General features: G+C 70.1%; 17 protein-coding genes. 6 read left to right on the forward strand and 11 right to left on the reverse strand.

The window, feature by feature from the left end:
- The first annotated feature begins 1 nt into the window (after nt 1).
- The 5 genes from ACQW02_RS08785 to ACQW02_RS08805 all read left to right on the forward strand — a co-directional run bounded on the left by ACQW02_RS08785 (nt 2) and on the right by ACQW02_RS08805 (nt 5,149).
- Complete coding sequence (locus tag ACQW02_RS08785; protein WP_431284891.1) at nt 2–1,318, forward strand: ABC transporter substrate-binding protein; 1,317 nt, start codon at nt 2–4, stop codon at nt 1,316–1,318.
- A gap of 56 nt (nt 1,319–1,374) precedes the next feature.
- Entirely contained in the window at nt 1,375–2,331 is a 957-nt protein-coding gene (locus ACQW02_RS08790; RefSeq protein ID WP_431284892.1) for a carbohydrate ABC transporter permease, read from the forward strand.
- Complete coding sequence (locus ACQW02_RS08795; protein WP_431284893.1) at nt 2,324–3,220, forward strand: carbohydrate ABC transporter permease; 897 nt, start codon at nt 2,324–2,326, stop codon at nt 3,218–3,220. The genes ACQW02_RS08790 and ACQW02_RS08795 overlap by 8 nt, the downstream gene beginning before the upstream one ends.
- A 2-nt stretch (nt 3,221–3,222) precedes the next feature.
- Complete coding sequence (locus ACQW02_RS08800; protein ID WP_431284894.1) at nt 3,223–4,089, forward strand: HpcH/HpaI aldolase/citrate lyase family protein; 867 nt, start codon at nt 3,223–3,225, stop codon at nt 4,087–4,089.
- An 85-nt stretch (nt 4,090–4,174) separates the two neighbouring features.
- A complete protein-coding gene (locus tag ACQW02_RS08805) occupies nt 4,175–5,149 on the forward strand; it encodes a Bug family tripartite tricarboxylate transporter substrate binding protein (protein WP_431284895.1) in 975 nt (324 codons plus the stop codon).
- A 2-nt stretch (nt 5,150–5,151) separates the two neighbouring features.
- Here ACQW02_RS08805 and ACQW02_RS08810 read toward each other — a convergent pair whose 3' ends face one another.
- Together ACQW02_RS08810 and ACQW02_RS08815 are read right to left on the reverse strand one after the other, a co-directional pair.
- Nucleotides 5,152–6,132: a tripartite tricarboxylate transporter substrate binding protein gene (locus tag ACQW02_RS08810; RefSeq protein WP_431284896.1), complete on the reverse strand. Its 981-nt coding sequence runs from the start codon at nt 6,130–6,132 to the stop codon at nt 5,152–5,154.
- A 25-nt stretch (nt 6,133–6,157) separates the two neighbouring features.
- Nucleotides 6,158–7,306, reverse strand: a complete 1,149-nt coding sequence (locus tag ACQW02_RS08815) for a mandelate racemase/muconate lactonizing enzyme family protein (protein ID WP_431284897.1) — start codon at nt 7,304–7,306, stop codon at nt 6,158–6,160.
- A 101-nt stretch (nt 7,307–7,407) separates the two neighbouring features.
- Here ACQW02_RS08815 and ACQW02_RS08820 point away from each other — a divergent pair, with 101 nt between their 5' ends.
- Nucleotides 7,408–8,367, forward strand: a complete 960-nt coding sequence (locus ACQW02_RS08820) for a LysR family transcriptional regulator (protein WP_431284898.1) — start codon at nt 7,408–7,410, stop codon at nt 8,365–8,367.
- On the opposite strand, the gene ACQW02_RS08825 is transcribed toward ACQW02_RS08820, so the two are convergent.
- Genes ACQW02_RS08825 through ntrB form a run of 9 tightly spaced genes read right to left on the reverse strand, consistent with a single transcriptional unit; the run spans nt 8,279 to nt 20,581 of the window.
- Nucleotides 8,279–9,565: an NCS2 family permease gene (locus tag ACQW02_RS08825; RefSeq protein WP_431284899.1), complete on the reverse strand. Its 1,287-nt coding sequence runs from the start codon at nt 9,563–9,565 to the stop codon at nt 8,279–8,281. The two genes, ACQW02_RS08820 and ACQW02_RS08825, sit on opposite strands and share 89 nt — an antisense overlap.
- A gap of 25 nt (nt 9,566–9,590) precedes the next feature.
- Nucleotides 9,591–10,646, reverse strand: coding sequence for an NAD(P)H-dependent flavin oxidoreductase (locus tag ACQW02_RS08830; RefSeq protein ID WP_431284900.1), 1,056 nt, complete (start codon nt 10,644–10,646; stop codon nt 9,591–9,593).
- Nucleotides 10,647–10,681: 35 nt separating this feature from the next.
- Nucleotides 10,682–12,004 (reverse strand): siroheme synthase CysG, encoded by a 1,323-nt coding sequence (cysG, locus tag ACQW02_RS08835; RefSeq protein ID WP_431284901.1) that lies wholly within the window; start codon nt 12,002–12,004, stop codon nt 10,682–10,684.
- A gap of 5 nt (nt 12,005–12,009) precedes the next feature.
- Nucleotides 12,010–14,556 carry a molybdopterin oxidoreductase family protein gene (locus tag ACQW02_RS08840; RefSeq protein WP_431284902.1) on the reverse strand — a complete coding sequence of 849 codons (2,547 nt, stop codon included), beginning with the start codon at nt 14,554–14,556 and terminating at the stop codon, nt 12,010–12,012.
- Nucleotides 14,556–16,055: a sulfite reductase subunit alpha gene (locus tag ACQW02_RS08845; RefSeq protein WP_431284903.1), complete on the reverse strand. Its 1,500-nt coding sequence runs from the start codon at nt 16,053–16,055 to the stop codon at nt 14,556–14,558. Before ACQW02_RS08845 ends, ACQW02_RS08840 begins: the two co-directional genes overlap by 1 nt.
- Complete coding sequence (locus ACQW02_RS08850) at nt 16,052–17,761, reverse strand: NirA family protein (RefSeq protein ID WP_431284904.1); 1,710 nt, start codon at nt 17,759–17,761, stop codon at nt 16,052–16,054. The genes ACQW02_RS08845 and ACQW02_RS08850 overlap by 4 nt, the downstream gene beginning before the upstream one ends.
- Nucleotides 17,758–18,909 carry an NAD(P)/FAD-dependent oxidoreductase gene (locus ACQW02_RS08855; RefSeq protein WP_431284905.1) on the reverse strand — a complete coding sequence of 384 codons (1,152 nt, stop codon included), beginning with the start codon at nt 18,907–18,909 and terminating at the stop codon, nt 17,758–17,760. Before ACQW02_RS08855 ends, ACQW02_RS08850 begins: the two co-directional genes overlap by 4 nt.
- Nucleotides 18,906–19,706, reverse strand: coding sequence for an ABC transporter ATP-binding protein (locus tag ACQW02_RS08860; protein ID WP_431284906.1), 801 nt, complete (start codon nt 19,704–19,706; stop codon nt 18,906–18,908). Before ACQW02_RS08860 ends, ACQW02_RS08855 begins: the two co-directional genes overlap by 4 nt.
- A gap of 14 nt (nt 19,707–19,720) precedes the next feature.
- Nucleotides 19,721–20,581, reverse strand: a complete 861-nt coding sequence (gene ntrB / locus ACQW02_RS08865) for a nitrate ABC transporter permease (protein WP_431284907.1) — start codon at nt 20,579–20,581, stop codon at nt 19,721–19,723.
- Nucleotides 20,582–20,585 lie beyond the last annotated feature (4 nt).

The following is a 20,585-nucleotide window of genomic DNA, read 5'->3' on the forward strand; positions in this document are numbered from 1 at the left end:
GATGGCACATCTCATTACCCGCCGCGGCACGGCCGCACTGGCTGGCGCAACCCTGGCCGCGGCCCCCGCGGTCGCGCAGATCGCCACCATGCCGGCCACGGCCCCGACCCTGCCGATCGAGCCGGGCGCCACCCTGCGCATGCTGCGCCCGGTGCGCTTCGTGGCACCGGATGAGGAAGTGTTCCGCGCCAATGCCGCACGCTTCACCGCGCAGACCGGGGTCCAGGTGCGCGTCGATTTCGTCGGCTGGGAAGACATCACGCAGCAGACCGCCGTCACCGCCAATACCGGCGCCGGCCCCGACATCATCATCGGCTTCGACCAGGCGCCGCATATCTACACCGACAAGATCGTCGAACTGACAGATATCGCGACCTATCTCGGCACCAAGTACGGCGGCTGGCGGCCCTTGGCCGAGGCTTACGGCAAGAAGGGCAATGCCTGGATCGGCCTGCCCTTCGGCGCCACCGGCGGGCCGATGGTCTGGCGCACCTCGGCGCTGAAGGAAGCCGGGTTCGACACGGTGCCGGAGGATCATGCGGGCTTCCTGCGCATGTGCCAGGCGCTGCGCCGGATCAACAAGCCGGTCGGCTTCGCGCTGGGCAATGCGGTCGGCGACGGCAATGCCTTCGCCAACTGGCTGGTCTGGTCGCATGGCGGCTACCTGGTCGATGAACAGGGCGCCGTCGCGATCAACAGCCCGCAGACGGTCAATGCGCTGACCTATCTGCGTGAGCTCTACCCGACCTTCATCAATGGCACGCTGTCCTGGGGCGATATCAGCAACAACCGCGCCTATGCGGCGGGCGAAATCTCGGCCACGCAGAACGGCGTGTCGCTGTACTTCGGGTTGAAGGGCGATCCGGCGACGGCCGCCATTGCCGAGGATACGCAGATGACGCCGATGCCGAAGGGCCTGGCGTCCAGCGCCCCGAACGCAGGGCTGACCTTGAACGCCATGGTGTTCAAGCACAGCCGCTTCCCGAACGCGGCCAAGGCCTTCCTCACCTTCATGATGGAGGCCCCGCAGTACGACCCCTGGCTGATCGCCAACCTGGGCTATTGGTCGCAGCCGCTGAACGCCTATGCCGCCAGCGCTGTCTGGGCCAGCGATCCGAAGGTTTCGGTGTTCCGCGACACGATGAACAGCAACTTCTGGCTGGGCTACAAGGGGCCGATCACCGAGGGCTCCGCCGCTGCCACCGCCGACTACGTGATGGTGCAGATGTGCGCCTCGGTCGCTTCCGGCCAGGCGACGCCGCAGGCCGCGGCGGCCGAGGCCGAACGCCGGGCGCGCCGCTTCTTCCGCGCCCGCTGATGTGACCCCGGGGGGCGGTTCGCCGCCCCCCCGGCTGTCCCTGGGGAGACGTCGCCATGTCCGTCACCACCGCACCCGTCTGGACCAAGGCCCGAAGGGAACCCGGCTGGCTGGTCCGGCTGTTCGACTACAAGCCCTTTTTGATCATCGCGTGCCTGCTGCCGGCGCTCGGGCTGCTGGGGGTGTTCCTGACCTACCCGCTGGGGCTCGGCATCTTCCTGGCCTTCACCGACACCACGATCGGCCGGCGCGGCATCTGGGTGGGGTTGGAGAACTTCGAGTATCTGTTCAGCGACCCGATCTTCTGGAACGCGGTCTTCTACAGCGTGTTCTACACGGGCGTCGCGACCATCGGGAAATTCGCGCTGGGGCTATGGCTGGCGCTGCTGCTGAACAACCACCTGCCGCTGAAGAGCCTGCTGCGCGCGATCATCCTGCTGCCCTGGATCGTGCCGACGGTGCTCTCCGCCATCGCCTTCTGGTGGATCTACGATCCGCAGTTCTCGATCATCTCCTACCTGCTGGTCGAAGTGCTGGGTTGGCGCACCACGAACATCGACTTCCTGGGCAGCGCCTGGCCGGCGCGCTGGTCGCTGATCGCGGCGAATATCTGGCGCGGGATCCCCTTTGTCGCCATCAGCCTGCTGGCCGGGCTGCAGACGATCTCGCCGTCGCTGTATGAGGCCGCCCTGCTGGACGGCTCGACCGCATGGCAGCGCTTCCGCTTCATCACCTTCCCGATGCTGATGCCGATCCTGGCGATCGTGATGACCTTTTCCATCATCTTCACCTTCACCGATTTCCAGCTCGTCTACGCGATCACGCGCGGCGGGCCGGTGAATTCGACGCATCTGCTGGCGACGCTGGCCTTCCAGCGCGGCATCCCCGGTGGGCAATTGGGGGAGGGGGCGGCGATCGCCGTCTCGATGATCCCCTTCCTCGTTTTCGCGACACTGTTCAGCTACTTCGGCCTGTCGCGCCGCAAGTGGCAGCAGGGAGAAGGCAATGACTGAGGCCGCCCCCACCACCGCCAACAACGCGGCACCCCCACCGGAAAGCATGGCCTGGGAAAGCCGGTCCCGGCGCGTGGTGATGCTCTATGTGCCGCTGGCATGCTTTGTGCTGATCCTGTTGTTTCCCTTCTACTGGATGACGGTGACGGCGTTCAAACCGAATGCGGAGCTGTACAACTACGGGCTGCACAACCCGTTCTGGATCACCTCGCCGACGCTCGACCACCTGTATCTGCTGCTGTTCCAGACGGCCTATCCGCGATGGCTGATGACGACGATGCTGGTGGCGGTCTGCGCGACGGTGCTGTCGCTGTTTGCCAGCACCTTGGCCGCCTATGCGATCCAGCGGCTGCGCTTCCAAGGTTCGGGCTACGTCGGGCTGGCGATCTACCTGGCCTACCTGGTGCCGCCGTCGATCCTGTTCATCCCGCTGGCGACGATGGTCTATCAACTCGGGCTGTTCGACACGCCTTTCGCGCTGATCCTGACCTACCCGACCTTCCTGATCCCCTTCTGCACCTGGCTGTTGATCGGCTACTTCAAATCCATTCCCTATGAACTGGAAGAATGCGCCCTGATGGATGGCGCGACGCGGTTGCAGATCTTGCGGCGCATCACGCTGCCGCTGGCGGTGCCGGGGCTGATCAGCGCGGGCATTTTTTCGTTCACCTTGTCCTGGAACGAATTCATCTACGCGCTCGCCTTCATCCAATCATCCGAACGCAAGACGGTGCCGGTCGCGATCCTGACGGAACTGGTGACCGGCGACGTCTACCAATGGGGCGCGCTGATGGCGGGTAGCCTGCTGGGCTCGTTGCCGGTGGCGATTTTCTATTCCTTCTTCGTGGACTATTATGTCTCGTCACTGACGGGCGCTGTGAAGGAATGATCGTGCACCACTGGCGTTCGCTGCTCTATGTCCCCGCCCATGTCGAAAAATTCGTTGGACGCGCGCATGAACGGGGCGCGGATGCCATCATCCTCGACCTGGAGGATTCGGTCCCCGAAGCCCAGAAGCCCGCCGCCCGCGCCGCCCTGGCCGGCGCCGTCCCGCTGGTGCGCCAACGCGGCGCCGGGGTCATCGTGCGCATCAACCGCCCCCTCGACCTCGCGGTCCGCGATGTGGAGGCGGCGGTCATCCCCGGCGTCGATGTGCTGGCCGTCACCAAGACCGAGGGCCCCGAACACCTGCGCCTGATGAACGAACTCATCGGCCGGATCGAAGCCGCGCGCGGCATGCCCGTCGGCGGCATCGGCATCCTGGCCGTGGTCGAGGATCCCGGCGCCTTGTCCCGTGCCCATGCCATCGCGGCCAGCCCGCGCGTCGTGATGATGACCCTGGGGGGCGAGGATTACGCGACGGCCCTGCGCGGCGAACCGACCGAAGATGTGCTGCTGTTGCCAAAGCAGCAGATCATCCAGGCGGCCCGCGCCCACGACGTCGCGCCCTATGGCGTGATCGGCACGCTCGCGGCGTTTGGCGACCTGCCGGCCTATGCCGCCATGGTCCGGCGCAGCGTGGCCTTCGGCTTCGCCGGCGCATCCTGCGTGCATCCGGCGCAGGTGCCGGTGCTGAACGACGCCTTCTCCCCCAGCAGCGACCAGGTGGCCGAGGCGCGGCGCATCGTCGCGGCGGCGCGGGACGCTGCCGTGAAGGGATTGGGCGCCGTCGCGGTCGATGGCCGCATGGTGGACAAGCCCATCGTCGAACGCGCCGAGGCACTTCTGGAACGCGCGGCGCGATACCAGACCGGTTGATCGCTTGACCCGCCCCCCGCGAGGGGGCGAGGCTCCCGTCAATGGCAAGCCCCGATAGAGGGCGCCGACAACGGGAGACGTCACCATGATCCTTACCCGCCGCGCCGCCTTGGCCGCGCCTGCGATCCTCGTCGCGGCGCCGGCCTTGGCCCAGGCGCCGTTCCCCAACCGCCCGGTGCGCTTCGTCGTGCCCTATACGCCCGGCGGCGTGTCGGACATCACCGCGCGGCTGATGGCCGAACCACTGGCCGCCGCCTGGGGCCAGGCCGTGCCGGTCGAAAACCGCGCCGGCGCGGATGGCATCATCGGCACCGACCTGGTCGCCAAGGCGGCGCCGGATGGGCATGTGCTGGGGCTGGTGTCGGTGGCGCATCCGGTCAACGCCGCGTTTTACCGCCTCCCGTTCGACACGATGCGCGATTTTTCCTTCGTGACCATGACGACCAAGACGCCGCTGGTGCTTTGCGCCGCGCGCAACTTTGTCGCCAATACGCCGGCCGAGTTGGTGGCGCATGCCAGGCGCAACCCGGCGGGGCATGTCACCTTCGCCGGCACGGGCGGCGTGGTGCGCCTGGCCCCCGTGATCTTTGCCCAGGCGGCCGGGATTGAGATGACCTACGTGCCCTATCGCGGTAGCACCCAGGCGCATCCGGACCTGATGGCCGGCCGGGTGGACATCATGTTCGACACGGTGCCCGCCGCCCTGACCCATATCCAGTCGGGCAGCCTGAAGGCGCTGGCGACCACCGGCAGCGTCCGCGCGCCGCAACTGCCGGATGTGCCGACCCTGGCCGAGGCGCTGTTGCCTGGCTACGAGGCCACCACCTGGGGCATGGTCATCGCCCCGGCCAACCTGCCGCCGGCGCTGCTGGCACGGCTGTCGACCGATTGCGCCGCCGCGGTGCGTCGCCCCGACGTGGTCGCCCGCCACGCGACCCTGGGGGCCGAGGTGGTGACCGCGAGCCCGGAGGAGACCCGGGCCTTCGTGCAGGCCGAACTCACCAAATGGGGCGAGGCCGCGCGCCGTGCGGGGATCCAGCCGCAGAACGTGGGCGGGTAGCCTCAGTCGGGGGTGATGCCGCCCTGGCGGACGATCTGCTCCCAGCGCGGGATATCGGCGGCGAAGCCCTGGCCCAGCTCCTGCGGGCTGCTGCCCACCGGATCGAAGCCGAGTTCCGCGAGGCGGGAGCGCATCGCCTGCCCGCCGACCACCGCGCGTGACGCCTGGGCCAGCGGGTCCACGACGGTGGCGGGCAGGCCGGCGGGGCCGATCAGGGCGTTGATCAGGGCGGCATCCACCTGGGGGAAGCCGGCCTCCGCCATGCTCGGCACATCGGGCAGCAGCGACGAGCGCGCAGCACCGGTGATCGCCAGCGCGCGCAGGCGCCCGGCGCGCACATGTTCGGCGATGGCAGGCACGGTGCCGAAGGCCATCTGCACGCGCCCCGCCAGCAGATCCGTGATCATCGGCCCGCCGCCGCGATAGGGCACGTGCAGATATGCGAAATCCGCCGCCTGGCGGAATTGTTCGCCCGCCATGTGGACGGCGGTGCCATTGCCGGCGGAGCCGAAGGGGATGTCGCCGGGCCGCGCCCGCGCATCGGCGACGAGTTGCGCGATGGTCTGCCAGGGCGCCTGCGGTGGGACGACCAGGGCCAGCGGCGCGCGGACCAGCAGCGAGATCGGGGTGAAATCCCGTCGCGTGTCATAGGGCAGGCGGCTGCCGAACAGCGCCGGGTTGACGACGAAGGCGGTGTCCACGACGCCGAGCGTGTAGCCATCGGGGGCCGCGGTCGCGATCGCCTGGGTGCCGGTGATGCTGGCGGCACCGCCACGATTCTCGACGACGAAGGATTGGCCGAGCGTGGTCGAAAGCTCCTGCGCCAGCAGCCGCGCGGTGATGTCGGTCGCGCCGCCCGGCGGATAGGGCACGATCACCCGCACGCTGTGCGTCGGATAGGCCTGCGCCCGTGCAAGGCGCGGTGCCGCGAGGAGCAAGCCTGCGGCCAGCAGGGACCGGCGCTGCGTTGGTGTGGTGTTCATTGTTTTTCTTCTCCCTCGCCTGTGGCTAATCCGCGGCCACGCGCCAATGCTCGGTCATCCAGGGTTCCAGCCGCGCCGGATCGAGGTCGAGGCCGATGCCTGGCGCATCCGGCACGGCGATGGTGCCGTCCGGGCCTGGGTCCATCGGGCCCAGAAGGGTCAGCAGCGGGTTGGGCGTGACGTCGATCTCGATGAAGGGATAGGGCATTGGCCCGCCGCCCCGGCGCGGCGTCAGCAAGGCGCCCATCTGCAAGGCGGCATGGGCGTTCACCAAGGTGCCGAAGACATGCGGCATGGCTGGCACGTCAAACGCATCGGCCAGGGCGGCGATGCGCCGGAACCCCGAGAAGCCGCCGCAGACCGTCAGGTCGGGTTGCAGGACGGAGAAGGTGCGGGCCTGCAAGAAGTCGCGGAAGGCGGCGGGGCTGGCCAGGGCCTCGCCCCCCGCGATGGCGCAGCGCGTGGCCTGGGCGACGGCCTGGTAGCCGCCGATGTCCTCGGGCTGGAGCGGTTCCTCGATCCAGAGGAGGTCCGCTTCCTCCATGTGTTTCGCGCTTTGGATCGCGGAACCGACCGTGTAGCCCTGGTTAATGTCCACCATCAGCGCGACATCCGGGCCGGATTGCTGGCGCATCGCGCGCATGGCGATGCCATCCAGGCGCGGGGCGACGCCGACGCGCGGCTTGATGGCGCGGAAGCCGCGTTGCAGCAGCCCCTCGATCTGGGCGGGATAGGCGCCGTAGGGATCCGTGCCCTCGGCGATGAAGGGGCCGCTGGCATAGGCCAGCATGCGGTCGCGTAGGGCACCGCCCAGCATCCGCGCCACGCTGATGCCCTGGCTGCGTGCCGCCAGGTCGTGCAGCGCCATGTCCACGGCGGAAATCGCCATCATCGCCGCACCCCGGCGGTCGTAGCCGAGGGTGCCCAGCATGGCGTGGTAGAGGCGGCCGACATCCCGCGCCGGTTGGCCGAGCACGAGCGGCGCGAGTTTCGCCCTGATGAAGGCAGCGGCCGCGAAGGGCGAGGAGAAGACCTCACCCCAGCCGCAACTCCCATCCTCGCCGATCAGTTGCAGCAGCAGGAAGTCGCGGCGGCGGATGAAGGTGGAGGCGTTGCCGAGTGCGGGCGTAGGCGCGAAGCCGACATGATAGCCCCTGATGGCGACAACCTTCACGTTTTCCTCCGCAATCATTTCGTTGCGGCGGAAAATGCAGGGCCAAGAATATGCTGTCAAATAGACAGAACTGCTCGATCCATACATAAACGGTTATGGAATTGAACCTGCGCGAGCTTGAGGTCTTCCGGGCGGTGATGGAGGCCGGCAGCGTCACCGCCGCCGCCGCCGAACTCGGCATGACCCAGCCCGCGGCCAGCAAGATGCTGCGCCAGGCGGAGGAACGCCTGGGCTTCAGCCTGTTCCGCCGTGACCGCAAGCAGATGGTCGCGACGCCGGAGGCGCATGCGCTGCTGCCGGAATTGCTTGGCGCTTTCGCGGCATTGGGGGGCGTGCGGCGGCTGGCCGATGCGCTGCGCGCGGGGCGCAGCGGCCAGTTGTCGGTCGCCGCGGTGCCGGTGCTGGCGACCGCGCTGCTGCCCCGGGCGGTGCAGGCCTTTCGCCTGGAACGCCCGGGGGTGCTGCTGCGGCTGCGTGCGATGACGGCGCTGGAGGTGGTGAACCAGGTCGCCGACCACCAGGCGGATCTGGGGGTCATCCTCGGCGGTTGCGGCGATGCGCGGGTGGCGGCGCAGCTGCTCTGCACCTCCGACATCGGCGTGGCGCTGCCGCGGGATCATCCGCTCGCCGCGCGGGCCAGCCTGTCGCTGGTGGACCTGGAGGGGGATGCGGTGATCACGCTGGGCGCGCGGCAGCCGGTCGGGCAGTTGATCCAGGCGGGGTATGCGGAGGCGGGGCTGCCGGGGCGGATCTCGATCGAGGTGTCGCAATCCAGCATCGCCTGCGCCCTGGTGCGATCGGGCGCCGGGGTCGCGATCCTGGACGGTTTCGGGCTGGAGGAAGGCGAGGCGCAGGGGCTGGTCGTGCGGCCGCTGCTGCCGCGCATCCCGCTGGATGTCACGCTGGTCGTGGCCAGGAACCGCCTGCCGTCGCGGCTGGCGCTGGCGCTGCGCCAGGCGCTGGTCGCTTGCGCTACTGCAGCGCGAACTTCAACGCCGACAGCCCCGCCAGCAGCCAGACCGCGCCCTGCACCTCGGCCGCGCGGCCGGCCAGGGTCTTGATGGCGGCATGGGCCAGGAAGGCGATGCCGATGCCGGTCGCGATCGAGAAGGTGAAGGGCATCGCCAGCGCGCCGAGGATCGCCGGGACGTAATCCGTCTCATCGCCCCAGTTCAGCGATTTCAGCGCCTGGGCCATCAGGCAGGCGACGTAAATCAGCGCCGGCGCGGTGGCGAAGCTGGGGATGGCGACGGCCAGAGGGGCCAGGAACAGGCACAGCAGGAACAGAAACGCGACGGTCAGCGCGGTCAGCCCGCTGCGGCCACCGGCCTGGATGCCCGCGGCGCTCTCGATATAGGACACGGTGGTGGAGGTGCCGAGCACCGCGCCGATCATCGCCCCCCCGCTGTCGGCCACCAGCGCCCGGCCGAGGCGCGGCACCGATCCGTCCGGCCGCATCAGCCCCGCGCGATGCGTGGTCGCGATCAGGGTGCCGGCGTTGTCGAGCAGATCGACCAGGAAGAAGGTGAAGACGATGGCGGCGATGCCAAGCGTCACCGCCCCCGCCACATCCATCGCAAGGAAGGTCGGCGCCAGCGACGGCGGCATGGCGACGATGCCGTCGAAATGCGTCAGCCCGAAGGGCACGCCCGCCAAGGCCGTCGCGACGATGCCGGTCACGATCGCCCCGGGCACGCGCCTGGCCGCCAGGGCCGCGATCAGCACGAAGCCGGCCGCCCCCAGCAGCACCGGGGCGGAAACGACATCCCCCATGCCGACCAGCGTCGCCGGATGCGCCACGACGAGCCCCAGGTTCTTCAACCCGATCAGGCCGAGGAAAAACCCGATCCCCGCCGCGATGCCGAGTTTCAGCGACAAGGGAATCCCGTTGATCAGCCATTCCCGCAAACCGCCGAGGGACACGGCAAAGAACAGCAGCCCCGACATGAACACCGCCCCCAGTGCCACCTGCCATGGCACGCCCATGCCGCCGACCACGCTGAAGGCGAAATAGGCGTTCAGCCCCATGCCAGGCGCCAGCGCGATCGGGTAGTTCGCCAACACTCCCATCAGTGCCGAACCAATGGCGGCCGCGAGGCAGGTGGCGACGAAGGCCGCCCCCGGCGGGATGCCGGCCGCGGCCAGGATCTGTGGGTTCACCACGATGATATAGGCCATGGTCAGGAAGGTGGTCAGCCCGGCCATCGCCTCGGTGCGGGGCGTGGTGCCGAGTTCGGTCAGGCGGAAGAAGCGGTCCACGACAGGCGTTTCCCTTCGAAGCAGGTCAGGCGATCAGCGTCTCGGTCTCGGCCCAGATGCGGCGGACGACGTCGGCGGCGGGCTCGGCCCGGGCCTGGGCCGCACCCTGGCCGGCCCAGGCCAGCATCCGGCCGATATCGCTGGCGGCCGCCGCGGCCTCACGCACCCCGACGGACAGGGCGCCTTGGATCGGGTAGGGCGCGGTGGGCGATTGGGTGAAAGCGTCGGTGACCGGATTGCGGAGGGAACGGCCCAGGCGGCCGGACCAGGCGCGGGTCAGCACCGTGTCCTCCGGGCGGGAGTTGGCCAACGCCGCCGCCCAGGCGGGGTGCGTGCCGGTCTCCGGGCAGCGCAGGAAGGCGGTGCCCATCTGCGCGGCGCTCGCCCCCAGCGCCAGCGCGGCGGCCACCCCACGCCCGTCCATGATGCCGCCCGCGGCGATGACGGGCACGCGCACGGCGTCGGCGATCTGCGGCAGCAGGACGAAAAGGCCGATGGATTGCGCCTCGGCCGTCGCTGCGACGAAGGCGCCGCGATGCCCGCCGGCTTCGACCCCCTGGGCGACGACGGCATCGGCACCCGCGGCCTCGGCCGCCAGGGCCTCCGCGACGGTGGTCGCATTGGCGAACCAGGCGATCCCGCGCGCCTTCAGCGCCGCGACAAACCCGGATGGATAGACGCCCATCATGGAGGAGACGACGGCAGGCCCCGCGGCCAGCAGCGCATCGCATTGCGCCGCGAAATCCGGCATCGGCGGGGCGGTCGGCGAAACGGCCACGGGGCCGAACTGGGCCATGGTCGCGGCGGCCCGCGCCTCGACCTCCGGGTCGCGCGATGGCGGCGGATCGGGGATCCAGAGGTTGAGTTGAAAGGCGCCGTTCGACGCGCTGCGCACCGCCCGCGCCCAATCCAGGATCGCCGCCGGTTCCAGCCGCAACGCCCCGCCGCCGCCAAGCCCGCCGGCATTGGCGACCGCCGCGGCAAGCGCGGGCGGCGAGGAACTGGCCATGGGGGCCTGCAAGATCGGGACGCGTAGCCCGAAGCGGTCGCAGAAGGTCTTGGCACGGGCGCGAGGTGTCATGCGCGCAGGCTCGTTGCCTGCGCGTTCGCGGTCAATCAGGCCGCTTGCATTGGTCGCGCCGGCACCACCCGCCGACCCACCGCGGCGCCGACCAGCAGCAGCGCCGGGCCGCCATCGTTCCAGGCCGCGCCCTCGGCCGCCACGCTGGCCAGGCTGCCATCCAGCACGCGCTGCGCCGCGGTGCCGCCGCGTTCGATCAGCGCCGCGGGGGTGCTGCCGGGCATCCCCGCCGCGGTCAGCCCCGCCGCGATTTTTTGCAGCGTCGACACGCCCATGTAGATCGCCAAGGTATGCCCCGGCCGCGCGAGGGCGAGGAAATCCAGGTCCACCTCGCCATCCTTGGTATGGCCGGTCGCCAGCACCAGGGCACGGGCGGCCCCGCGATGCGTCAGCGGAATGCCCGCGCCGGCGGCACAGGCGAGGGCCGCGGTGACGCCGGGCACGACCTCGAACGGGATGCCCGCGTCGCGCAGCGCCTCGGCTTCCTCGCCGCCGCGACCGAAGACGAAGGGGTCGCCGCCCTTGAGGCGGATGACGCGGCGGCCTTCGCGCGCCAGGCGGATCAGCAGGTCGTTGATACCCTCCTGCGGCAGGCAGTGGTTGGCGCGCGATTTCCCGACAAAGATGCGCTCGGCGTCGCGGCGGGCCATGTCGAGCACGGCCTCGGCCCCCAGGCGGTCGTGGACGATGACATCCGCTTCGCCGAGCAGCCGCAGCGCGCGCAGGGTCAGCAGGTCGGGCGCGCCGGGGCCTGCGCCGACCAGCCAGACGAACCCCTGTGGGGCTGGATCGGCGGCTGCCAGTGCGGCGCCGAACGCGGCATCGGCGCCGGCATCATCGCCCGCCAGGGCCAGGGAGGCGGGCGTGCCGGTCAGCGCTGCGTCCAGAAACTTTCGCCGCGCCGGCAGGTCCGGCAGGCGGGCGCGCAAGGCCTTTTGGAACCGCGCCACCATGGCGGCAACGGCGCCGAGGCGCGGATGCAGCGCGGCCTCGATCGTCTGCCGCACCATGCGCGCCAGGGCCGGGGCCGCGCCGCCGGTGCCGATGGCGATGGTCACCGGGTCCCGGTCCACGACCGCGGGCATCAGGCAGGTGCAGAGGGCAGGGCGGTCCACGACATTGACCGGGATGCCACGCGCCAGGGCCGCGGCGTGCAGGGCGACCAGATCGGCCTCGGTGCCACCCGCGCCGACCGCCAGGGCGCAGCCGTCCAGGTCGGCGGGGTCGAAGGCGTCGCGGTGGCGGATCGTGGCGCCGGCGGCTTGCAGGGGCACGGCCTTGCGTTCGGCGACCTCTCCGCTGCCCAGCAGAAGGACGGCGCGGCCGCGTAGGTCGAGGAAGACGGGGAAGCTGTGCATGGCGTCTAGATAGCCGGTGCGGGGGCCAGCAGCATCCCGATCTCGGGCCGGCAGGCGCCGCAGCCTGTCCCGGCGGCGCAGGCCGCGCCGACCGCGGCGATGTTTTGGGCACCCGCGGCGATGGCGGCCTGCACCTGGGCGCGGGTGACGCCGTGGCAGGCGCAGAGGGTGGGTGAGGGTGGCGGCCCATCGGCGGCGCGCCCGGCCAGCAGGGCACGGCGCAGGGCGGCATCGGCGGGGGCGGTGAAGGCCGTGGCCAGCCAGGCGAAGTCGGGCATGGGCCAGGTGGGGCCAAGGGCGATCCAGGCCTCGGGGCGGCCCGCGGCGTCGAAGGCGACGGCGCGGAACAGCCCGGCCTCGGGGGCTGCCAGCCGGCGCCAGGCCAGGTCGGGGAAAGCGGCCTGCAGGGCGTCGAAGGCGGCCTCGGGCGCATCCTGCCCGCCCAAATCGTGCCGCCAGACACCATCGGCCAGGGGCGCGCGGGACAGCAGCGGTGCCGCATCGCCGGGCAGCGGCCGGCGCGCCACCACGGCGCCGAGCCAACGCGCCGGCCAGGGCGTGACGGTGACGGGTGCGTGTTTCAGTTCCGGCTGGCCGCTGACCGGGTCGATCGCGACCGGCACCAGCGCATTGACGCGCCCGGCAGGCGAAAAGGCGTCGGTCCAGTGCATGGGCACAAAGCCCTCGCCGCGCCGCAGCCCGGGGTCGGGGGCGACCGCCAGAATCGAGGCCCCGGCCGCCCCCGTGACGGTCGCGACCGGCCCGAAACCCGCCGCATCATCGGGGTGCAGCGCCAGGCTGGGGGCGGGGTGCTGGGCCATCAGGCGCGGCACCATTCCGGTGCGGGTCATGGTGTGCCATTGGTCGCGGAAGCGGCCGGTCATCACGGTCAACTGACCTGGGTCGGCCTGATGCGCCGGGGCGCGGAACGGCGTTGGCACGAAGCGCGGCGTTTTGGGGACATAGCGTTCCGGCCCCCAACGGCGCGGCACCATCGTGTCGTATTCAGCATCGGTCAGCCGCGCCAGCGCCGAGATGTCGAAGACCCGCCCGCTTTCCGGCACCAACCCCGTCAGCGCCGCATGTTCGCGGAAAATCGCCGCCGGGCCGTCCCAGCCAAAGGCATCGGCGCGGCCGAGGCGGGCGGCCACCTGGGCGATCATCCACCAGTCCGGCCGAGCCTCACCGGGGGCGGCGCGGAACCCGCGCTGGCGGGTGATGACACGCTCGCTGTTGGTGACGGTGCCGGATTTTTCGCCCCAGGCCAGCGCCGGCAGGCGGATGCGGGCGCGCTGCACGGTGTCCGAAGCGCGGGTCACATCGGAGGCAACCAGCAACGGCGCGCGCCGCATCCCGTCGCGCACCGCCTCGCTGCCCGGCAGCGACACGGCCGGATTGGTCGCCATGATCCAAAGCGCGCCGATCTTGCCAGCCCCCAGGGCGGCGAAGAGATCGGTCGCCTTCAGGCCCGGTTTCGTCGGCAAATGCGGCGCACCCCAGGCCGCGGCGACGGCGGCATGTTCGGCCGGCACGTCAAACCGCAAATGCCCCGCCAACATGGTGGACAGCGCGCCCACCTCTCGCCCGCCCATCGCATTGGGCTGGCCGGTCAGGCTGAAGGGCGAGGCCCCCGGCCGCCCGACGCGATCGGTCAGCAGGTGACAGTTGATGATCGCATTCGCCTTGTCGGTGCCGGCGATGGACTGGTTCACCCCCATGCTGAACAGGGTGACGGTGCGCGGGGTCGCTGCAAACAGCGCGAAGAAGCGCGCGATCAGCGCGGGGTCCAGCCCCGTCAGCGCCGCCACATCCATGCCGCGCGCGACGGCGATGGCAGCCTCGGCGCCCGGCGCGTGATGGCCGGCGTCGGCGAGATGCGCCAACAACCCGGAAAACAGCGCGACGTCGCTGCCGGGGCGCAGCGGCAGATGCAGGTCGCTGCCCTCGGCCGTCGCGGTGCGGCGCGGATCGATCACCACGACCTGCATCGACGGGCGCAGCGCGCGCGCCGCCAGCAGCCGCTGGTGCAGCACGGGATGGCACCAGGCCAGGTTGCTGCCGACCAGCACGATCAGGTCGGCGAGTTCGATGTCCTCATAACAGGCGGGGACGATGTCCTCGCCCCAGGCACGGGTGTGCGCGGCGACGGCCGAGGCCATGCAGAGTCGCGAATTGCTGTCGATATTGGCCGTACCCAACACGCCCTTGGCGAACTTGTTGGCGGCATAATAATCCTCGGTCAGCAATTGGCCCGAGACGTAGAGCGCAACACCTTCCGGACCGCGTTCGGCCAGTGCCGTCGAAAACCCCTCGGCCACAGCATCCAGCGCCGCGTCCCACGACGCGCGCTTGCCGTCGATTTCCGGATGCAACAGCCGGTCCGGCAGGTCGAGCGTTTCCCCCAGGGCCGCGCCCTTGCTGCACAGGCGCCCCTGATTCGCGGGATGGGCGGGATCGCCGGCGACAGGGCCGCTCGGCCGCGCCAGGACGCCACAACCGACCCCGCAATACGGGCAGGCCGTGCGCGTGGCGGGGAAGGCGGAACCGTCCATCAGTAGACGTCGCGCTGGTAGCGGTTTTGCCGCGCCAGGCCGACGATCCAGTTGCGCGCGGCATCCTGGTCCATGCCACCCTGCGTCATCGCGATCTGGCGCAGCGCGGTATCGACATCCTTGGCCATGCGGCTGGCATCGCCGCAGACATAGAAATGCGCGCCATCCTGCAACCAGCGCCACAGATCGACGGCCTCCTCCGCCATGCGGTGCTGCACATAGGTTTTCTGGGCGCCATCGCGGCTCCAGGCCAGCGACAGGCGGGACAGGGTGCCGTCCTTCTGCCAGGCGGCGATCTCGTCACCGAACAGAAAGTCGGTGGCGCTGCGCTGGTCGCCGAAGAACAGCCAGGACCGGCCCTTGGCCGCGACCGCGGCGCGATGCTGCAAAAAGGCGCGAAACGGTGCGATGCCGGTGCCGGGGCCGACCATGATGATCGGCGTCGCGGGATCGGCCGGCAGGCGGAAATGGCTGGTGGTGACGGTCGTCGGCAGCACATCGCCGGCCGCCATGCGATGCGACAGATGGCAGGAAGCCACACCTTGCCGCGCGCGCCCGCGCCGCGTCGCCTCGACCACGCCGACGCATAGATGCACCCGCCCGGGGTCGGCCAGGGGCGAGGACGCGATGGAATAGAGCCGCGGCTTCAGCGCGGGCAGCGAGGAAATGAGATCGGCCAGGGGGGGGCGTGCGGAGGGAAACGCCTCCAGCAAATCCAGCAAATCGGCGTCGGCGGGTTCGGCACCATCCTCGCCATCCGACAGGCGGCGCAGCATCGCCGCTTCCTTCTGGTCGCGCGCGGCACCCGCCAGCAGGTCGAGCGTGCGGTCGAGCGGGCGGGCGATGTCGCGCGTTTCGGCGAAGTCGGAGCGATACGCCTCGGCGCCCAGCAGGGCGACGATGGCATCGACCAGCGACGGGTCATTGCGCGCCGTGACACCCAGGCTGTCGCCGGGCTCGTAGGTCAGGCCGGTGCCGTCCAGGTCGATCACGATGTGGCGCACGTCCTTGGCCGAAGCCTGGCCGGTCAGTCGCGCCGCGCTGACGAAGCGGGCGGGCAGGGCGCGGGGAGCCTCGACGACCACGGGGGCCGCGACGGTGGGCTTGGGGGCTTCGGTCAGCAGCGCCTTCAGCGCGCGCTGCGTCGGCTTGCCGCCGGGGACGCAGAGGCCCGCGGAGGTCTCGCGCCCCTCGGCCAGGGCTTCGGCGTAGGTCTTGCAGACATAGCCGCACTGGCCGCAGTCCAACTGCGCCATCGCCGCCATCATCCGCCGCGCGGGCGCGCGCCCTTCGGCCAGCGTCAGTCGTTCATCCAGTTCAAGCGCCGGGTCGTGCCAGGGGAAGTCCTCCGGCGGCGCGGCCGGCGCGGCGGGGGTGGCCGGTGCCGCATTGGCATAGAGCCCCGCCAGAAACCCGTTCAGCCAGGCGCGCTGCGCGGCTGTGAAGGGCGCGTTGTCCGGGATGACCGGGCCAGAGGGGATGCGGCTGATCGCGTTCATGCTGTCATCGCCAGGAGCGCCGCGTCGTCATGCGCCGCGCAGAAGGATTGGAAGGTCTTTTCGGGCGCATTGCCGGCCCAGGCGGCCAGCAAGCCGGCCACGGCGGGGCCCAGGTCCTCGGCCGCGATCTGCGGGCGGATCAGGCGGCCGATCTTCTGTTCCGGCCCGGCGCCGCCGCCGACATGCAGGTCGTAGCCTTCGATCATCTCCTCGCCACGCTCGACCTTGGCCCCCAAAAGGCCGATGTCGGCGACGAGGTGCTGGGCGCAGGAATGGTGGCAGCCGGTCAGATGGATGTTGACCGGGCCGGGCGCTGACATGCGCGCATCCAGCCAATCCGCCAGTTCCGCCGCATGGCGCTTGGTGTTGCTGGCGGCGAATTTGCAGCCCGCGCTGCCGGTGCAGGCGACCAACCCACCGCGCACGGCGCTCGCCTGGGTCATGCAGCCGATGGCGGCCAGTGCGGCGACGGCACCATCGGTGTCGCGGATGCCTGAGAGCAAGAACGTCTGCCAAACGGTCAGCCGGATATCGCCATCGCCAAACGTATCGGCGATGCGCGCGACTTCACGCCAGGCATCGCTGGACAGCCGACCGACCGGCGTGGTCGCGCCGATCCAATGCAGCCCCGGCTGGCGCTGCGCGCCGATGCCGAGATGCGCGTGTTTCTGCGCGGGCGGCGGGAAGGTCAGGGCGTCATCGGCGACGCGCGGCAGGGGGCGGCCGAGCAGCGCCTCGGTCTCCTCCAGGAATTTTGGCACGCCCCAGCGATCCAGCAGGTATTTGAGCCGCGCCTTCTTGCGATCGGTGCGGTCGCCATTGGCGATGAAGACACGCAGCATGGCATCGGCCACGGGCACGCAATCATCCAGCGCGATCACCACCCCGGCCGATTTGGCAAAATCCCGATGCCCGGTGATACCGCCCAGCGCCACGCGCCAGGCCAAAGCGCCATCGGCGGTCTTGCAGGCGGTGAAGGCGATGTCGTTGGTGTCTTCCAGCACCGCCACGGCGCCACCGCCCTCAAAGGCGATGTTGAACTTCCGGGGCAGGGCATAGAGGTCGCGGTTGCTCAGGATGTGGTGGTGCAGCGCGCGCACATGCGGGCGCGGATCGACCCATTCATTCGGATCGATGCCAGCCGTCGGGCCGGCGGTGATGTTGCGGATATTGTCGGCGCCCGTACCGCGCGGCAGCAGCCCGATCTCACCCAGGCGCATCACCACCATCGGGCCCTGGGCGGCCGGGATCTCGCGGATCTGCAAATTCGCCCGCGTGGTCACGTCGGCATAGCCGCCGCCGCAGTCATCGGCGATGGAGGCCACACCACGCAGTTGGTGGCTGGACATGATGCCGCCGGGAATCCGCAGCCGGCACATGAAACTGTCCTGCGCGGGCGCCACGTAGAACAGCCCGTGGAACTTGGTCATCAGGATGTCGGTGCCCTTCGGAAAGGCCCCCTTCGACGCGCGCGCCGTCAATTCGTCCCAACGATCCAGCGGATGTTTTTGGCGCTTGGCCTCTTCCTCCGGCGTCAGCGTGCCGCCCTGGGCGACGGTCGCGTCCTGGGCCGCGCGCAACGCATCGGGCGGCGCGCCGCCGGCGGGGGCATCGGGCAGCAGGGTGCCGCGTCGCGCTTCCACACCGGCAAAAAACCCCTTGAGATATTCCGCCTGTTCCGGGCTGAAGGCCTGGTCATCCATCATGCCGCTGCCTTGAAGAATGCGGGGCCGAGGGCGAAGGCGGCGCGATCGCCCACCTCAGCCCCCAAGAACCCCTGGTAGAAACCACTATCGGCCGCATCACCGCAGAGCACCGCGCCGACCAGCCGACCCTCACGCAGCCAAAAACCGCGATATTCGCCAAAAGCCGCGTCATCGATGCTGATTGGCTCGGCCCCTTCGGGCGCGATTTCGCCCAGGCTCCAGACCGGCAAGCCCGCGATCTTCAGGGTCGCGGACAGGGTCGGCACCTGGTAGCGCGTCGGCCGGCCGGCGATGGTCGCGGCGGCGGCCTCGGCCATCGCCAGCGCCGGGGCGACAAGACCGCAGACCTGGCCGCGATGTTCGGCGCATTCGCCGATGGCAAAGACATGCGTGTCGCTGGTGCGCAGATGATCGTCTACGACGATGGCGCGCTTGGTCACCAGCCCCTCGGCCAGGGCGATGTTGGGGCGAACGCCGACAGCGAGCACGGTCAGGCGGGCGGGGATGCGGGTGCCATCTTTCAGCACCACGGCACCGGGTTCGATCGCGGCGGTCGCGGCGGGCATGACGAAGCGCAGGCGACGCGCTTCCAGATGCCGGCGCAGGGTCGCGGCGGCGGGGGCGTCCAACTGGCGTTCCATCAGCCAGGGCATGGCGTGCAGCACGGTGACGTCGCAGCCGAGGTCGGCCAGGCCGGCGGCCGCTTCCAGCCCCAGCAGCCCGCCGCCGATCACCACGGCGGGTTCGCCCGGGATGGCGGCGGCGCGCATGGCGGCGACATCCTCCAAGGTGCGATACATCAGCGCATGTTCCGCTCCCGGCAGCGGCAGGCGCCAGGCGTCGGATCCGGTCGCCAGCACGGCGTGGTCATAGGCGATGGCCTGGCCATCCGCGGTCATCGCGCGCCGCGCCAACCGGTCCAGCCGCGTGACGCGGGTCGCGGGCAGGTGGTGGATGCCCAGCCGCGCGGGATCGGGCATCGCCAGGACCGACGGTTCGGCTCCGCCCAACACCTTGCCCAGCGCCACGCGGTCATAGGGCAGCCCCGGCTCGGCGCCGACCAGCGTCACGCGCAGCCCCTGCTCGGCGCAGGCCTCGGCGCAGCGCGTGCCGGCGGGGCCAGCGCCAATGACCAGGACGTGTGTCACGCTGCGGTCAGTGCCGGCGAGGCATGGCGCTCGTGCAGGAAGGTCAGCACGGCCGCCCGCGCCGCGAGGAAGCGCGGATCGGCCCCCAGTGCGATACGGTCGCGCGGGCGCGGCAGGGTGACTTCCAACACCTCACCCACGCGCGCATTCGGCCCGTTGGTCAGCATCACGATCTGGTCGGAGAGCAGCACCGCTTCCTCCACATCATGCGTGATCATGATGATGGTGCAGCCGAGGTCGGCGTGGATGCGCATCACCTCATCCTGCAGATGTGCGCGGGTCAGTGCGTCGAGCGCACCAAAGGGTTCGTCCAGCAGCAGCACTTTCGGCCGCATCGCCAGCGCCCGGGCGATGCCGACACGCTGCTTCATGCCGCCGGAGATTTCGCCCGGGCGCTTGTCCTTGGCGTGCATCATCTTCACCAGGGCCAGGGTCTCGTAGGTCCAGTCCAGGCGCTGCTTGCGGCTCATGCCGCGGCCGACGGTACGTTCGACCGCGAGCATCACGTTCTCGGTCACGGTCAGCCAGGGCAGCAGGGAATGATTCTGGAAGACCACGGCACGATCGGGGCCGGGCTCGGTGACTTCCTTGCCTTCCAACAGGACCCCGCCCGCCGTCGCCGGCAGCAGCCCGGCCACGACATTCAGCAAGGTGGATTTACCGCAGCCTGAATGCCCGATGACGGAGACATACTGTCCCTTGGCGATGCGCAAGGTCACGTCGCGCAACACCGGCACCGGCGATTTCGGGAATTGGATCGAGAGGTTGGAGATCTCGAGATAGGTCTGTTCGGTCATGATCGTCCCCCCCTTCACGATGCCTGCACGCCGCGGGTCGCCATGCGCGCCATCACGGCCACGATGCGATCCAGCACGAAACCCGTGAGCCCGACGTAGAACAACGCGACCATGATGTCGGACAGGTTGCTGCCGTTCCACGCGTCCCAGATGAAGAAGCCGATGCCGACGCCGCCGATCAGCATCTCCGCCGCGACGATGGCGAGCCAGGCGAGGCCCATGCCGATCCGCAACCCCGTGAAGATGTAGGGCGCGGCCGCCGGCAGCACGATGCGCCAGAAGAACGCCGGGCCGCGCAGCCGGATCACCGCCGCGACGTTGCGGTAGTCCTGCGGGACATTCCTGACGCCGACAGCGGTGTTGATGATGATCGGCCAGATCGCGGTGATGAAGATGACGAAGATCGCCGAGGGCTGTGCCTCACGAAACGCCGCCAGCGACAGCGGCAGCCAGGCCAGCGGCGGCACGGTGCGCAGCACCTGGAAAATCGGGTCCAGACCGCGCATCGCGAAATCCGACGTTCCGACCAGCAGCCCCAGGCCGATGCCAACGATGGCCGCGAGCACAAACCCCAGCGCCACCCGCGACAACGATGCCGCCAGATGCAGGCCCAGCCCCTTGTCCAACCCGCCACGATCATAGAACGGGTGCAGGATCAGTTCCGCACTATCGGCCCAGACTTTGGATGGCGGCGGCAAGGTCGCGCCCGGCCCGCTGAACGCGGCTTCCCAGGCCACGAACAGCAACAGGGTCAGCAACACCGGCGGCAGGATCGCCGAGAGGTAAGGCCGCAGTTTCTGCACCCGCGTCGGCGGCGGCAAAGGCGCCGAGGCCAGGATCGGCGCAGCCTCCGGCTTGGTCGTAATGGCATTCATCGGC

Source organism: Humitalea sp. 24SJ18S-53, assembly GCF_050632385.1.
Lineage (GTDB): Bacteria > Pseudomonadota > Alphaproteobacteria > Acetobacterales > Acetobacteraceae > Humitalea.

Coding starts and splice junctions, on each gene's coding strand:
- ACQW02_RS08785 (WP_431284891.1), top strand. CDS start 2: ATGGCACATCTCATTACCCGCCGCGGCACGGCCGCACTGGCTGGCGCA.
- ACQW02_RS08790 (WP_431284892.1), top strand. CDS start 1,375: ATGTCCGTCACCACCGCACCCGTCTGGACCAAGGCCCGAAGGGAACCC.
- ACQW02_RS08795 (WP_431284893.1), top strand. CDS start 2,324: ATGACTGAGGCCGCCCCCACCACCGCCAACAACGCGGCACCCCCACCG.
- ACQW02_RS08805 (WP_431284895.1), top strand. CDS start 4,175: ATGATCCTTACCCGCCGCGCCGCCTTGGCCGCGCCTGCGATCCTCGTC.
- ACQW02_RS08810 (WP_431284896.1), bottom strand. CDS start 6,132: ATGAACACCACACCAACGCAGCGCCGGTCCCTGCTGGCCGCAGGCTTG.
- ACQW02_RS08830 (WP_431284900.1), bottom strand. CDS start 10,646: ATGACACCTCGCGCCCGTGCCAAGACCTTCTGCGACCGCTTCGGGCTA.
- cysG (WP_431284901.1), bottom strand. CDS start 12,004: ATGCACAGCTTCCCCGTCTTCCTCGACCTACGCGGCCGCGCCGTCCTT.
- ACQW02_RS08840 (WP_431284902.1), bottom strand. CDS start 14,556: ATGGACGGTTCCGCCTTCCCCGCCACGCGCACGGCCTGCCCGTATTGC.
- ACQW02_RS08845 (WP_431284903.1), bottom strand. CDS start 16,055: ATGAACGCGATCAGCCGCATCCCCTCTGGCCCGGTCATCCCGGACAAC.
- ACQW02_RS08850 (WP_431284904.1), bottom strand. CDS start 17,761: ATGATGGATGACCAGGCCTTCAGCCCGGAACAGGCGGAATATCTCAAG.
- ACQW02_RS08860 (WP_431284906.1), bottom strand. CDS start 19,706: ATGACCGAACAGACCTATCTCGAGATCTCCAACCTCTCGATCCAATTC.
- ntrB (WP_431284907.1), bottom strand. CDS start 20,581: ATGAATGCCATTACGACCAAGCCGGAGGCTGCGCCGATCCTGGCCTCG.